Source organism: Saccharomonospora marina XMU15 (assembly GCF_000244955.1).
GTDB classification, from domain to species: Bacteria; Actinomycetota; Actinomycetes; order Mycobacteriales; family Pseudonocardiaceae; genus Saccharomonospora_A; species Saccharomonospora_A marina.
The window spans coordinates 1140175-1153675 of sequence record NZ_CM001439.1 but is presented as its reverse complement, the minus strand read 5'-3'; the positions used below and the strand labels follow the sequence as shown (position 1 = coordinate 1153675).

The window sequence follows — 13501 nt, the reverse complement described above, 5'->3', positions numbered from 1 at the left end:
CGGTCCGTGGTTGACTGGCCGGCATGGCCCTGCTTCCGCGCCCGACCGACCGGCCACCGCTGTGACCGCCGGGTCGACCGCGGCCGTTCGACCACGTAACCGCAGGCAACTCATCGTCGAGGCGGCCGGGCGAGTGTTCAGCCTGCGCGGCTATCACGGGGCCTCCATGGAGGAGATCGCGACCAACGTCGGCATCACCGCAGCGGCCCTGTACCGGCACTTTCCGAACAAGTACGCGCTCTTCGCCGAGTGCGCGAACGTGACGGTGGACCGGCTCGTCGCCGCGCTCGACGAACTGCCAGCCGAAGCGGGGTTGATGGACCTGCTCACCGCCGTCACGAGGGTCACCGTCGCTCACCGGGCATCCGGTGGCGTGTACCGGTGGGAGGCTCGCTACCTCAACAGCGAGGACCGCAGGCTGCTACGCGGGAAGTTCGGCTACGTCGTAGAACGGGTGACCGACCTCGTAAGCCGCGAGCATCCACTCCCGGACGAGCGGCTGCGTGCGGCCGCGGCTCTCGGTGCGATCGGGTCCATCACGATGCACCGAACCTCGATCGCTCAACGTCGGGCCGAGGAACTCCTGCTCGCATCCGCCATGCGGGTGATCGCGACCGACCCCGCGGCAGGGACCGGCAGCGCCCCACTGGTGGAGCTGCCCGCCCAGCCCGTGCCGCGCACCCGGCGAGCGGAGATCCTCGCGGCCGCGATCCCGCTGTTCGAACGAGACGGCTTCGCCACCGTGACGAACGGCCGGATAGCCGAGGCCGTGGGGCTGGTTCCGTCGGCGATCTACCGCTACTTCCCCGGCAAGGCCGACATACTGGCGGAGGCCTGCCTGCAGGCCGCCGGGCTGTTGGGCCAGGCCGTGGAACACAACCTTCGCGGGGTGACCGATCCGCGTCAGGCCGTGGTGACGCTGGCGGCGACCTACGTCGCCTACAGCTTCGAGCACACCGCGCTCACCAACGTCGCCAACGCCGAACTCATCGGCTTGCCCGCCAAACTGCAGCGGCCGCTCATCGTCGAGCAGCGCGAACACATCGCGGTGTGGGAGCAGCAACTGCGGTCGGCACGCCCGGAGCTGGATTCGCGCCAGGCCCGTGTGCTGGTACATGCCGGGTTCGGAGTGGTTTTCGAAGCCGGCCGCAGGCTGAAGTGGCAGGACAGCCCCGGCCACCGTGACGCCGTCGCCGCGCTGGTGGTGGCCGCGCTCGGTCTGTGACCTGCGCTCAACGCGGCGGGAGACCGGCTCACGCCGACGGCCGGTCGCGCAACCGCTTCGCCACGAACCAGGCGATGGCGGCGACAGCAGCGAGGATGACCAGCTTCTCCAGGATCGCGGCGTACTGCTCGACGACGTGCCAGTTCGCACCGAGCAGGTAGCCGCTGACCACCAGAGCGGTGTTCCAGATGAGACTGCCGAGCGCGGTGAAGGTGAGGAACTTCCACATCGGCATGGCCACGATACCCGCGGGCAGCGAGATGAAACTGCGGACGAGTGGAACCATGCGGCCGGCGAACACCGCCTTCGTACCGTGCTTGGCGAACCAGCGCTCCGCGCGGTCCAAGTCGTCGGCCTTGACCAACGGCACACGCACCAGCCGCGACCGCACGCGGTCGCGGCCGAGCAGCATCCCCAGGTAGTAGACGATCACCGCACCGACCACCGAGCCGAGCGTTGTCCATACCAAGGCCTCCACGAGCGTGAACGTGCCCCTTGCTGCGGTGAAACCCGCCAGCGGCAGCACCAGTTCACTGGGAACGGGCGGGAAGACGTTGTCCAGGCCGACCGCGACAGCGGCCCCAGGGCCCGCGAGCGACTCCATCAGGCTCACGGCCCACCCGGCGATGCCGTCCAGCGACTCGGCGGTCGAGGCGTGGCGAAACTCCATGTTGTCGACGCTACGAACCCCGGCCCGTGCCCGCCCGCCTTCGCCCACCGCGGCACCCGGCGGCCGGGCAGGTTCGTCGAGTCGGCGGGGTTCTCGAACCCGGCTGGTCACTGGCGGAAACAGCTCACGCTCCGGGTCCTGATCGCTCGTAACGCACCCGGACCCGAGCGTGAGGCTATCCCTGCGCGGCGACGAGGAACATCGGCACCGCGACGAAGATCCGGTTCGTGCGGGCGCGCTCGGCCTGCTCGGCGAGCCAACTCTGCTCGTCGGTGATCCGGTGCAGCACGGCGAGCGCGGTGTCGTCGGTGAACACACTGGTATGCACTTCGACGACCGGGGCGGTGAACCCGGCGTCGAGCAGCAGGTTGCGGTATCGCCGTGCGACCCGCGGCGACGGGAGCGCGTCCGCCTTCGCATGGACGAGCCGGCGGGTGGTCTCCGGCTCGTCCGAGTCGATGACGAGCGCGTCCCAGTCCTGGCCGAGCAGCACGACCCGCCCACCCGGAGCGACCACGCGGCGGGCCTGTGCCACAGCCAGCGCCGGGTCGTCGAGCGTGTGCAACACCTTGTCCGCGCGGTAGCAGGCGACCGACCCCGTCCGCAGCGGCAACTCGCAGGCGTCGCCGACGTGGAACTCGCAGTCCTGCCAACGCTTTCGGGCCACGGCGATCATCTCGGGGTCGAGGTCGACGCCGACCGCGCGGGCTCCGCGCTCGGCCAGTTCGGCGACCGCGCGGCCACCGCCGCAGCCGACGTCCACCACGGTCGCGCCGGTGAGGTCACCGAGCAACTCGTACGAACGGGCGCGCAGCTCAACGGCGGCAGGTTGGGTTTCGACGGCATCCAGGACAGCGAGCAGATTGGACATGCCCGCCATGATCGGACTTAATGTCGACATGAAGTCAAGCCCGATGACGATCGGCCAGGTGGCCGACCACTTCGGCCTGCCAACGCACGCACTGCGGCACTGGGAGTCGATGGGCCTGCTCTGCCCCACCCGCGTCGCGGGCGACCGCCGCCGCTACACCCGCGACGACCTGGTGCGGGTGGCCTCGATCGTGCTCATGAAGCAGGCAGGCCTGCCGCTGCCGGAGATCCGGGAATTCCTCACCTCGATCCACACCACCGCCCGCAAGGACGTGCTGCGCCGCAACCACCGCGCACTGCAGGCCAGGATGGCGGCGCTGCGCTCAGCACTGGACCTCCTCGAATCCGGGCTGAACTGCTCGCACGAGGACATCACGACCTGCCCGAACTACAGGGCCCAGCTCGCGGAACTGGTCGACGTTCGGGACCCGCTGTAGCTTGCGTCGCCAAGTCATCGCGAAGCAGCCGACCGTGCGCGCATGGCCGCATACCTCGCGCCTCACCGAAGCCTGGCGGCGGTGTGGTGGGACTGCTCTGCCCGTCGATGGCGAGGTGTACCGGGGTGCCGTCGCAAGGCGGCGACTGAAGCCCCTCGGAGGAGAACCGAGTCGGCCAGAGGGCACACCTTCGTCGCCCGCTACCTCGAAACCGACCGTGCGCTGCACGTCCTGATCAACAACGCGGAGATCATGGGCGGCCCGCTGGTGCGGGACGCCCGCGGATACGAGTCCCGGTTCGCCATCAACCACCTCGGCCATTTCCAGCTCGCCACCGGCCTGCTGCCTGCTTTGCGCGCTGCAGGCGGCGCCCAGGTCGTCACCATGACGTCGGGCGCGCACCGGCTCTGCGACATCCGCTGCAGGACCCGAACTTCGAGCGCACCGCGTACGACTGGCACCTCGCCTACGGCCGGTCGAAGGCCGCCAACGTGCTGTCCACGGTCGAGCTGGATCGTCGGTTGGTCCGGCACGGAATCCAGGGCTACGTCGTCCACCCGGGGATCATCGTCACGACCAACCTGGGCCCCGCGCGTGGTGCCGGCGAGGCGCCGGTGCTCCCACAGGGACCGAGTCCGAAGCCACGAGCGTGGTCTCTCCCGGTTCGGCTGCCGTGCTCGGCCGCATACCTCATTGCGCGTGGGGTTCGGCATGCCGATCGATTCTCGTTCACGACGCCCGTGTGGGGATCGGCCCATCCGGCGCGCATGCTTTCCCGTGCGCTCACAAGAGCTTGTCCATGGTGAAAGGGACGTCTCGGAGGCGACGGCCGGTGGCGTGAAAGATCGCGTTGCCGATGGCCGCGGGCACTCCGGTCATCGGCGTCTCGCCGAAGCCCCGAGCTCCGAGCGCCGTGCTGTTGGGATCCGGCCGATCCACGAACAACGCCTCCACCGGGGGCGCGTCCGCGCACACAGGAACGAGGTAGGTGGACAGGTTCGGGTTCACGACCCGCGCGGTCGTCGGGTCCATCCTCGTGTGCTCCATCAGCGCGAAACCGATGCCCCAGTTCACCCCACCGATCACCTGCCCCCGCGCGGTCCGGTGATTGAGGACTCGCCCCATGTCGTAGGCTCCGACCACCCTGCTCACCCGCACGGTGCCGAGCCTGCGATGCACCCGGACCTCCACGAACACCGCACCGAACGACCGGCCGGAGGCGTTGAGCAGGCTGCCGGTCGCGTCGACGGCACGGCCGTGACGGCCAAGCACGTCGCGGTAGCGTTCCCGGCGGCGGCGGTCGTGGCGAGCGAACAGCAACCCGCGCTCGGTCTCGACCTCCTCTGCGGGTACACCGTGCAGCGGGGAGCGCGGGTCGGCCACCGCGATTTCGATCACGGCGTTGCGTGCGTTCTGTGCCGCCCGGAACACCGGGCCGATCACACTGGGCACCGTGGCCGACACCGCCGAAAGGCCCGCGGCGGGCAATGCGGTGTCGCCGATGAGCGGGGTGATGTGCTCGATCGGCATGCCGAGTCCGTCCGCGGCAGCCTGGCTGATCACCGTGTAGGTGCCGGTTCCGATGTCCTGGGTGCCGATCCGGAGCGTCGCATGCCCGTCCTGTTCGAGGGTAATGCGTGCGGTGGATGGCATCGCCTCGAAGGTGTGGGTCTCGGTGGCCATGCCCCAACCGATGTACTCGTCGCGGTCCCGCCAGGATCCCGGACGGGGACGGCGCCGTGCCCAGCCGAAGGCCCTCGCAGCCATCCGGTAGCACTCCAGCAGATGCTTGCTGTCACCGTAGGGCTCACCGGTGTGCGGGTTGGTGTGACTGTGATTGCGCACCCGCAACTCGACCGGATCGACATCGACCTCGTAGCTCAACTCGTCCATGGCCGTCTCGAGACCGAAATGGGCGGTCGTCTCCGGTGACCGCATCCAGACCGCCGTCGGCAGGTCAAGCCGCACTCCACGCTGTTGCATGTGGACGTTCGGGCACGCGTACAGGTAGAGCGTTGAGGCGCTGGGATTGAAAACCGCCTCATCGGTCCGGGACAGCTGGGCCGTGGTCGTGTCGACGAGGGCGGTCAGCTTGCCCTGCCGGGTGGCGCCGAGCCGCACGCGGTGGTGGAACTCGGCGCGATGGCCCACGGAGGTGTACATCTGCGCACGGCTCAGCACGAGCTTGACCGGACGGCGGACGAGTCTGGCTGCCGCCGCGGTGAGGATCTGGTGCGCCCAAACGATCTTGGTTCCGAATCCGCCGCCCAGGTACGGAGCGATGATCCGGACATTGTCCGGGTGCAGGTCGAACGCCTCAGCCATGGTGCCCTGGGTGAGGGTCACGCCCTGCGTACTCTCGTGAAGCGTGAGCGTGTCGCCATCCCAGACAGCGATCGTGGCGTGTGGTTCGATCGGATTGTGATGGTGCACCGGGCTGGTGTATTCCTGCTCGATGCGCACCTCGGCTCGCTCCAGCGCCGTGGCGGCGTCACCACGGGTCACCTCGTTCGGCTCTTCCTGAAACGGCGGCGGAACGTACGCCTCGTCGAGCCGGTCGGCGAGCCGTACGTCGGGGCGCTCGGTGCGGTAACGCACGCGGACCAGGGTGGCGGCTTCCTGATCCTGTTCCAAGGTCTCCGCGACGACGTAGGCGACCGGCTGTCCATTGTGGTGCACTCGAGTGTCCTGCATGGGAATGAAGCCTTTGAGGAAGGCGCCGGGTAGAGCCAGTCGCGGCATATCCCGATGCGTGTAGACCGCTACGACACCGGGATGCGCCCGTGCCGCCCTGGTGTCGATGGATGTGACCTCGCCTCGGGCCACAGTGCTCAGCACGAGGTAGCCGTGCAACATGCCAGGTATCCGGTTATCGGCCGTGTAACGGGCGGCGCCGGTCACCTTCGCGCGGCCGTCCACCCGCTTGACGCCTCGCCCGACCAGTTCGCTCATCGGATCCCTCCCAGTTCACTGAGGATGCTCACCAGCGCGCGCTGGACGAGCTCGACCTTGAACTCGTTGTCCTTCCTCGGCTGCGCGTCCCGAACCAGGACGCGGCCCGCCTCGGTCATGGCCGCCTTGGTCAGCAGCCCGCCCCGCAGTACCGCCTCTGCCTGGGGGTCCCGCCACGCACGGGTGCCTACCCCGCCGAACGCCAGCCGTACGTCCCGCACGACGCGGCCACTCATCCTGACAGCGGCCGCCACCGACACGACGGCGAACTCGAAGCTGGCGCGGTCGCGAAGTTTCAGGTATCCCGAGTGATTCGCGACGGGTGTGCGCGGGACGTCCACCCTCGTGATGAGTTCCCCCGGACGCACCGCGGTCTCGCGCTGCGGTGTGTCGCCGGGAAGAAGGTAGAAGTCGGCGATGGGGACGGTCCTGGCGCCGCCCGGGCCGAGTACGTGCACGGTCGCGTCCAGAGCGGTCAGCGCTACCGCCAGGTCGGAAGGGTGTGTGGCGATGCACGCCTCACTGCCGCCGAGGATCGCGTGTCCCCGGCTGTGCCCTTCGATGGCAGGGCACCCGGTGCCGGGTTCCCGTTTGTTGCACGCCGAACCGGTGTCCCGGAAGTAGCCGCACCTGGTGCGCTGCAACAGGTTTCCTCCGATGGAAGCCATGTTGCGCACCTGCGGAGAGGCCGAAGCGAGCAGCGCCTCCGACAGCACCGGGTAGGTTCGCCGTACGCCGGGGTGTTCGGCCACCTGCCGCATCCTGGCAAGCCCTCCGATGCGGAGCGCCTCGCCGTCCAAGGTGACCCGGTCGATGTCGAGGCGGTTGACGTCCACCAAGCGATCGTGGACCTGCACGGAGTCCTTCATCAGGTTCAGCAGGTCCGTACCACCGGCGATGAATGCCGAGTTCGGTGTTCCGGCTGCGATCCGCACCGCCTCGGCCGCGCTCGTAGCGACCGTGTAGCCGAATGCCTTCATCTGTCCATCTCCTTCGCGGCGTCGGCGACGGCCGCCGTGATGTTCTGGTATGCGGCGCAGCGGCACAGGTTGCCGCTCATCCATTCGCGAATCTCCGCGTCGGAGCCGGCATGACCCTCGTTGACGCAGGCGACAGCGGACATGATCTGGCCTGCGGTGCAGGCACCGCACTGGAACGCGTCGTGGCGGATGAAAGCCGTCTGCATCGGGTGTAGCTCTTCGCCTCGCGCCAGCCCTTCCACGGTGGTGATCTCGGCCTCCTGCCGCATGACGGCCAGTGTCATGCAGGACTTGATCCGCTCACCGTCGACCAGCACCGTGCACGCACCAAATTCGCCACGGTCGCAGCCCTTCTTGGTGCCGGTGAGGTCGAGCCGGTCACGGAGCGCGTCGAGCAGCGTCACCCTGGGCTCCACGCTGACTCCGTGCTGCCGGCCGTTGATCGACAATTTCAATTCCACCGAGTCGCCCGCGGCGATGTCCTTGGCGGGCGGTCCGACGCCCTGCGCGTCGGCGAGGTGGGGCGCCGCGACGGTTCCGGCCGCGGCTACAACGGTGGACTTGAGCACGGTACGGCGGGTGTGGCCCGACTTCTCCGGTGTGGGCTCGTGTGACACAGGAGTCTCCTACCGAGTTGTAGGTAACAGCGTTAAAGGAACGCCTGTACCGACGCTATAGATATAGCGGTGTTCAAGTCAAGGAGGCCGCGTCCTATATCGTTGATATATGTCCGACGGTCAGCGCAACACCCGGCAACTGATTCTCGACAGCACCGCGCTGCTGCTGGAGCGCGTGGGCGCGGAGGCCATGTCGATCCGGGACGTGTGTCAGGCGGCCGGCGTCACCACGCCGACCGTCTACCACCACTTCGGGGACAAGCGGGGACTACTCGAAGCGGTCGCCGCGGAAGGCTTCGAGCGTTACCTCGGCGCCAAGCGCAGCCGTACGCCCGCCGCCGACCCGCTCGAGGACATGCGAGCCGCCTGGGACAACCACATCGGGTTCGGCCTCGACCATCCGGCCTTCTACCGGCTGATGTACGGCATTCCCGACACCGAGGAGAGCCCAGCGGCGCGGGAGGCTCACCGCATGCTGCTCGGGCTGCTGGAGAGACTGGCCGAGGCCGGGCGATTGCGGCTGCCCCCGGAGGAGGCGGCCACGATGATCCGCACCGCCGCCGTGGGCACGACTCTCACTCTCATCTCCTCCCCTGACGCGCCAGGGGCCAAAGAACTGGCCGAGCGGATGCGCGAGGCCGTCTTCGCAGCCTTGTTCAGCCAGGACGAACCGCCGAGCGACAAGTCGGCCGTGCGTGAGCTCGCGCGTACGCTCTTGGCAGCTCTGTCGGCGCGCTCGGCACGAGAGCTGACCCCGGGGGAGAACGGCATCCTGCTGGAACTGCTGCACAAACTGTCCTTGTGACACGGACAGGAGCGCCGTGCGATCGCGGCGCGCAGTCGGTCCACCTCGACTGCGCGGTCGTCAACGACCAGGTGGATCCAGTTCCACCCGCCAGGCCGGGGTACGACGCCGTCGGGCATCGTCCTGCCTGCCGAACTGGTGGGCCCGCTGAGCAGCAGCCGCAGGCCGGCTCGATCACGGTTGGCCATGCTCGGCGCGTTGAACAGCCCGTTGCCGCAGCGGTCCAGCGACAGCCGCGAGGCCGAGCCCGTAGTTTGGGCGGGTACCGCGAACATGGGGCGAAGGAGCCGGATCATGGGCGCGAGCCTGGAGCGCATTCGCGAGTCGATGAACGCGAAGCCAACACCGAAGGACAAGGGACTCGTACTCGAATTGCGCCTCGTCGCCTACGACAACGGCTTGATCGAACTCGATGGAATTCCGATCAACGTCAAGGACAAGAGTGGGAGCGCCGACGCGGCGCAAGGCTGGCTCGGCGCGGCGTCGGTCGCGTTGGAGACGATCAACGAGTTTCGGCGGCAGTTCAACGCGCGGCAGAAGCAGAGCGGCTGAGCGGCTGGCCGGAGCAACCGCTGAAGGGGCTGCCGTCACGACAGTGTGGACGGGCCGCTACTCGATCAAGGTCACGACCGACCTGTACGGCAAACTCGTACCCGAGGAAGACGACGCACGGCCGATGACCCGGCGTGCGCGGCAGCCACGCCACACGCGAAAGATCGTGCCGCTGCGACCCGCGTAGACCACACTCCGGTGGCCGTTGTGGCCCCTTTCCGGGGTTCGGCGGGCAAACAAGATCAGCCCCGCACCGGGAAACACCGGATGCGAGGCCGAGTTGATGTTGTGGAGCTAAGGGGACTCGAACCCCTGACCTCCTCACTGCCAGTGAGGCGCGCTACCAGCTGCGCCATAGCCCCGTTGAGTAAGCACTCTACCCGATCGCTGTCGCGCCCTTGGGCCGGGGTGGGTCACCGGCGCCGCAGCCCGGTGACCCAGCCCGGTCAGCTCTTGGCCTGCTGGATCACCTTGTCCAGCCACCGCTGGTCACCGATGTCCACGATCGTGCCGCCTGCGACGACCGTGGGGGTGCCGAAGCCGCGCTGCCCGTTGCCGAAGTCGCGCTGCAGGCTGGGGTCCGCGAGCACCCGCTGCAGTTCGGCCTGCAGTTGCGCGTCGTAGGTTCCCGCACGCACACCGTCGGCGAAGGACTTGCTGGTGATGCCCAGTTCGCGACCGAGTTCGATCAGCTGTTCGTCGCTGTAGCCGCGCTTGCCCTCCTCCGGCTGGTTGGCGAACAGGCTGTCGTGGAACACGGAGAACTTGCCCTCGTCCGCCGCCAGCAGCGCCGCGTTGGCCGCGTCCATCGAGTAGCCCGGCGGGTCGGACTTCTCGGTCAGCATCGGCAACACGTGCGTGCGCACCCGCAGCTCACCCTGCGCGACCCGCTGCTCGATCTGCTGCCCGTAGGCCTCCTCGAACGCGCCGCAGACCGGACACAGGAAGTCCGCGTAGACGTCGATCGTGGCGGGCGCATCCTGCGCACCCGACACCACGACGACACCTTCGCGACGCTCCGGGTAATCCACCGCCGCCGGGGCGGCGGGCTCGATCTGCTGCCCCTCCGTGGCGTTCTTGGACGCGTTGGTCCACAACACACCACCGATCACCACCGCTGCCACCAGCAACACCGCCGCGACGACGGCGATCACCTTCTTGGTGTCGGTACCGCCCCTGGCGCCGGCTACGGCATTACCCCCGGCCGTCCGCTGCTGCCGTCGCTTCCGCGCGGTCCGTTCCGCTCCGCCCACTGGCGTCCTTCCTCGTCTCTTCCTCAAGCCGCTCTTCAAGCCGCTCTTCAAGCCGCTGCCGCCGCGTGCCCCACAGCCAACCGTCGACGGACAGCGACGTCCTCGGCCTCACCGCCAGCCACACGGCCAACGCGAGGAAACCGACGTCCCTCGCTATTTCCTGCGGGTACGCGGTCTCACCCGGCGCCACCTGCCCGCCACCACCGAAGCAGCCGCAGTCGATCGTGAGCCCCCTCGCCCACGACTGCGCCACCGCCGCGATGAACACCACGAGCACCAGCCCCGACAGCACGGCGACGTACCTGGTCACGAAGCCGAACAGCACGAAGATGCCCAGCGTGATCTCCACGAGCGGCATGGCGGTAGCCACCACCCCGACGAGGCTTTGCGGCAGCACATCGTAGGCCTGCACGGCGAGGTAGGTCTGACCCGGATCGACCAATTTCAGGCCACCGGAGATCAGCCACACGGCCGCCAGGCCAAGCCGGGTGAGCGTGCCGATGCCGTCGAGCAGCCGTCCACGTGACGCAAGCACCCTTCTAGGCTAGCTACCGCACCTGAGAACGAGGTTAGGCCGATGACGACACATCCAGCGGCGAGCACGGTGCGACCACCTGCACCGGGCCCGATTCGCACTATCGCGGTGAGTTCGGACACGCCGGATCACCGATGATCCCGCCGAGCGAGTTGCCCGACCTTCCCGTCAGGGACGTGCTCGCGGATGTCCGCGACGCGCTGGACCGGCACGGCGCCGCCGTGCTGGTGGCACCGCCGGGCACCGGCAAGACCACGCTGGTGCCACTGGCGATGGCGAACTGGTCGCCGGGCCGCATCGTGGTGGCCGAGCCGAGACGACTGGCGGCACGGGCGGCGGCGGCGCGCATGGCCGCGCTGCTGGGTGAGCCCCTCGGACGGACCGTCGGCTACTCGGTGCGAGGCGACCGGATGGTCTCGGGCAGCACCAGGATCGAGGTGGTGACCTCCGGTCTGCTCGTCCGCAGGCTGCAGGCCGACCCCGAACTCCGAGGCACCTCGGCGGTGCTGCTGGACGAGTGCCACGAGCGCCACCTCGATGCCGACCTGCTGCTGACGCTGTTGCTGGACGTGCGTGGTGGCCTGCGGGAGGACCTGCGACTGCTCGCCACCTCGGCCACCGTCGCCTCGCAGCGGCTGGCGGACCTGCTCGGCGGCGCGCCCGTGGTCACCGCCGACGCGCGAACGTTTCCGGTGGAGGTGGTGCACCACCCACCCGCGCGCGCGGAACGCATCGAGAACCGGGTGGCCCGCTCGATCGGGACCGCGCTGGCGCGAACCGACGGCGACGTGCTGGCGTTCCTGCCCGGTGCCGCCGAGATCGCCCGCGTCGCGGACCTGCTCGACCTGCCCGGCGTCGACGTCCTCCCGCTGCACGGCAGGCTCACCGCGGCCAGGCAGGACGCCGCGCTGCGGGAGGGGCCTCGACGGCGCGTTGTACTCGCCACGGCCGTCGCGGAGTCCAGCCTGACGGTGCCAGGCGTGAGGGCCGTCGTGGATTCCGGGCTGGCGCGGGTACCTCGAATCGACCACCGCCGCGGCCTTCCCGGCCTGGCGACGGTGCGGGTCTCGGCCGCCGTCGCCAGGCAGCGCGCGGGCAGGGCGGGAAGGCAGGGCCCCGGCCTGGTCTACCGGTGCTGGCCACGGCAGGAACACGCGAGCCTGCCCGCGTACCCGGAGCCGGAGATCCGGGTGGCCGACCTTTCCCGGCTCGCGCTGGAGCTGGCCTGCTGGTCGACGCCGGACGGGCGCGGGCTCTCGTGGTGGGACCCGCCACCGGAGGGCGCGCTCGCCGCGGGCAGGCAGCTACTGCACACGCTCGGCGCGACGCGGCAGGACGGCACCCCGACCCGGCGTGGCGAGCGGATGGCGGCGCTCGGACTGCACCCGAGACTGGCTCGTGCGTTGCTGGACGGAGCGGCCGAGGTGGGTCCCCGCTCGGCCGCTGAGGTGGTCGCGCTGCTGGACGCCGGTGGCAGGAGTGTGGACATCGCGGAGGAGTTGCGTCGGCTCGCGCGCGGTGACGACCCCGCCGCACGGTGGTGGAGACGGGAGGCAGCCCGGCTGGCACGCCTGGTGGAAGGGCCCGCGGCCGAGACTCCCGACCCGGCGACCGTGGTCGCCCTCGCCCACCCCGAGCGGCTGGCGCGTCGGCGTGGCGGTGCACGGGGCGAGAATGGGGTGTACCTGCTCGCGGCGGGAACGGCCGTTCGGCTGCCCTCGGGCAGCGGGCTGGCCGACAGCGAATGGCTCGCGGTGGCGGAGGCCACCCGAGAACCCGGCCGCGCGCACGGGGTGGTCCGGCTGGCCGCGCGTGCCGACGCCGAACTGGCCACCCGCGTCGCTGCCTCGCTGGTCACCGAGGCGCAGGAGGTCCACTGGCGCGGCGGTGACATCGTGGCCAGAGCGGTACGCAGGCTCGGTGCCATCACGTTGACCGAGTCGCGGCTTGCCGACCCCGACCCTGCGCTGTTGCGGGCGGCCGCCATGGACGGGCTGCGCAGGGAGGGGCTGAACCTGCTGGACTGGCCTGAGCGGGCGGTGCGGCTACGGCAGCGGCTGGCTTTCCTGCACGCACACCTGGGTCGGCCGTGGCCGGACGTGGGCGATGACGCGCTGCTGGAGCGCGCGCAGGAGTGGCTCGAGCCGGAACTGTCGGCGGTCAGGCGGCGGGCCGATCTCGCCCGGATCGACACCGCCGCCGCGCTCGCCAGGTTGCTGCCGTGGCCGCAGGCAGGGCAGCTCGACGAGTTGGCGCCCGAGCGGTTGGAGGTGCCGAGCGGGTCGCGACCACGGGTGGACTACTCCGCTGCCGAACCGGTACTGGCGGTGAAGCTGCAGGAGACTTTCGGCTGGCGGGCCACCCCGCGGATCGCGGGAGGGCGGGTGCCGGTCGTGCTGCACCTGCTCTCGCCCGCGGGTAGGCCCGCGGCGGTGACGGCCGACCTGGAGTCGTTCTGGCGCAACGGATACCCGGGCGTCAGAGCCGAGCTACGCGGCCGCTACCCCAAACACCCGTGGCCGCAGGACCCACTGGCCGCCGAACCCACCCGAAGAACCACGAAGTCGCGTTAGGACACTGCTGGTACCCGGGCGCGGTCGTGGCC

General features: G+C 69.6%; 13 protein-coding genes and 1 tRNA gene. 6 read left to right on the top strand and 8 right to left on the bottom strand.

Translation table 11 applies throughout. From position 1 onward, the window contains the following. The first annotated feature begins 61 nt into the window (after positions 1-61). A complete protein-coding gene (locus SACMADRAFT_RS05460; RefSeq protein ID WP_009152785.1) occupies positions 62-1225 on the top strand; it encodes a TetR/AcrR family transcriptional regulator in 1164 nt (387 codons plus the stop codon). Positions 1226-1253: 28 nt separating this feature from the next. Here the strand turns inward: SACMADRAFT_RS05460 and SACMADRAFT_RS05455 are convergent, their stop codons facing one another. Further along, positions 1254-1895: a DedA family protein gene (locus SACMADRAFT_RS05455; RefSeq protein ID WP_009152784.1), complete on the bottom strand. Its 642-nt coding sequence runs from the start codon at positions 1893-1895 to the stop codon at positions 1254-1256. 175 nt (positions 1896-2070) lie between these two features. Next, a complete protein-coding gene (locus tag SACMADRAFT_RS05450) occupies positions 2071-2766 on the bottom strand; it encodes a methyltransferase domain-containing protein (protein ID WP_009152783.1) in 696 nt (231 codons plus the stop codon). Between the two features lie 28 nt (positions 2767-2794). Between SACMADRAFT_RS05450 and SACMADRAFT_RS05445 the strand changes: the two genes are divergently transcribed. Beyond that, positions 2795-3202, top strand: a complete 408-nt coding sequence (locus SACMADRAFT_RS05445) for a MerR family transcriptional regulator (protein WP_009152782.1) — start codon at positions 2795-2797, stop codon at positions 3200-3202. A gap of 783 nt (positions 3203-3985) precedes the next feature. Here SACMADRAFT_RS05445 and SACMADRAFT_RS05435 read toward each other — a convergent pair. Genes SACMADRAFT_RS05435 through SACMADRAFT_RS05425 form a run of 3 tightly spaced genes read right to left on the bottom strand, consistent with a single transcriptional unit; the run spans position 3986 to position 7751 of the window. Continuing rightward, the gene (locus SACMADRAFT_RS05435) at positions 3986-6154 is read right to left on the bottom strand and encodes a xanthine dehydrogenase family protein molybdopterin-binding subunit (protein WP_009152781.1); all 2169 of its coding nucleotides are present in this window, start codon (positions 6152-6154) and stop codon (positions 3986-3988) included. Next, entirely contained in the window at positions 6151-7134 is a 984-nt protein-coding gene (locus SACMADRAFT_RS05430) for an FAD binding domain-containing protein (RefSeq protein ID WP_009152780.1), read from the bottom strand. The genes SACMADRAFT_RS05435 and SACMADRAFT_RS05430 overlap by 4 nt, the downstream gene beginning before the upstream one ends. Then, entirely contained in the window at positions 7131-7751 is a 621-nt protein-coding gene (locus SACMADRAFT_RS05425) for a (2Fe-2S)-binding protein (protein ID WP_009152779.1), read from the bottom strand. Before SACMADRAFT_RS05425 ends, SACMADRAFT_RS05430 begins: the two co-directional genes overlap by 4 nt. A 109-nt stretch (positions 7752-7860) precedes the next feature. Between SACMADRAFT_RS05425 and SACMADRAFT_RS05420 the strand changes: the two genes are divergently transcribed. From SACMADRAFT_RS05420 to SACMADRAFT_RS29830, 3 genes are all read left to right on the top strand, one after another. Continuing rightward, complete coding sequence (locus SACMADRAFT_RS05420) at positions 7861-8556, top strand: TetR/AcrR family transcriptional regulator (RefSeq protein ID WP_009152778.1); 696 nt, start codon at positions 7861-7863, stop codon at positions 8554-8556. Between the two features lie 294 nt (positions 8557-8850). After that, positions 8851-9108: a hypothetical protein gene (locus tag SACMADRAFT_RS05415; RefSeq protein ID WP_009152777.1), complete on the top strand. Its 258-nt coding sequence runs from the start codon at positions 8851-8853 to the stop codon at positions 9106-9108. Positions 9109-9151: 43 nt separating this feature from the next. After that, complete coding sequence (locus tag SACMADRAFT_RS29830; RefSeq protein WP_157617196.1) at positions 9152-9295, top strand: hypothetical protein; 144 nt, start codon at positions 9152-9154, stop codon at positions 9293-9295. Between the two features lie 102 nt (positions 9296-9397). On the opposite strand, the gene SACMADRAFT_RS05410 is transcribed toward SACMADRAFT_RS29830, so the two are convergent. From SACMADRAFT_RS05410 to SACMADRAFT_RS05400, 3 genes are all read right to left on the bottom strand, one after another. Further along, positions 9398-9470, bottom strand: a tRNA-Ala gene (locus tag SACMADRAFT_RS05410). 84 nt (positions 9471-9554) lie between these two features. Beyond that, positions 9555-10361 (bottom strand): DsbA family protein, encoded by an 807-nt coding sequence (locus tag SACMADRAFT_RS05405; RefSeq protein ID WP_009152776.1) that lies wholly within the window; start codon positions 10359-10361, stop codon positions 9555-9557. Beyond that, positions 10303-10896, bottom strand: a complete 594-nt coding sequence (locus SACMADRAFT_RS05400; protein ID WP_009152775.1) for a MauE/DoxX family redox-associated membrane protein — start codon at positions 10894-10896, stop codon at positions 10303-10305. Before SACMADRAFT_RS05400 ends, SACMADRAFT_RS05405 begins: the two co-directional genes overlap by 59 nt. A gap of 134 nt (positions 10897-11030) precedes the next feature. Between SACMADRAFT_RS05400 and hrpB the strand changes: the two genes are divergently transcribed. Then, positions 11031-13469: an ATP-dependent helicase HrpB gene (gene hrpB, locus SACMADRAFT_RS05395; RefSeq protein WP_009152774.1), complete on the top strand. Its 2439-nt coding sequence runs from the start codon at positions 11031-11033 to the stop codon at positions 13467-13469. Positions 13470-13501 lie beyond the last annotated feature (32 nt).

Bases quoted from the DNA above. Each gene is read 5' to 3' on its own strand.
- hrpB (WP_009152774.1), top strand. From the start codon at position 11,031: ATGATCCCGCCGAGCGAGTTGCCCGACCTTCCCGTCAGGGACGTGCTC.
- SACMADRAFT_RS05445 (WP_009152782.1), top strand. From the start codon at position 2,795: ATGAAGTCAAGCCCGATGACGATCGGCCAGGTGGCCGACCACTTCGGC.
- SACMADRAFT_RS05420 (WP_009152778.1), top strand. From the start codon at position 7,861: ATGTCCGACGGTCAGCGCAACACCCGGCAACTGATTCTCGACAGCACC.
- SACMADRAFT_RS05430 (WP_009152780.1), bottom strand. From the start codon at position 7,134: ATGAAGGCATTCGGCTACACGGTCGCTACGAGCGCGGCCGAGGCGGTG.
- SACMADRAFT_RS05435 (WP_009152781.1), bottom strand. From the start codon at position 6,154: ATGAGCGAACTGGTCGGGCGAGGCGTCAAGCGGGTGGACGGCCGCGCG.
- SACMADRAFT_RS05450 (WP_009152783.1), bottom strand. From the start codon at position 2,766: ATGTCCAATCTGCTCGCTGTCCTGGATGCCGTCGAAACCCAACCTGCC.
- SACMADRAFT_RS05415 (WP_009152777.1), top strand. From the start codon at position 8,851: ATGGGCGCGAGCCTGGAGCGCATTCGCGAGTCGATGAACGCGAAGCCA.
- SACMADRAFT_RS05455 (WP_009152784.1), bottom strand. From the start codon at position 1,895: ATGGAGTTTCGCCACGCCTCGACCGCCGAGTCGCTGGACGGCATCGCC.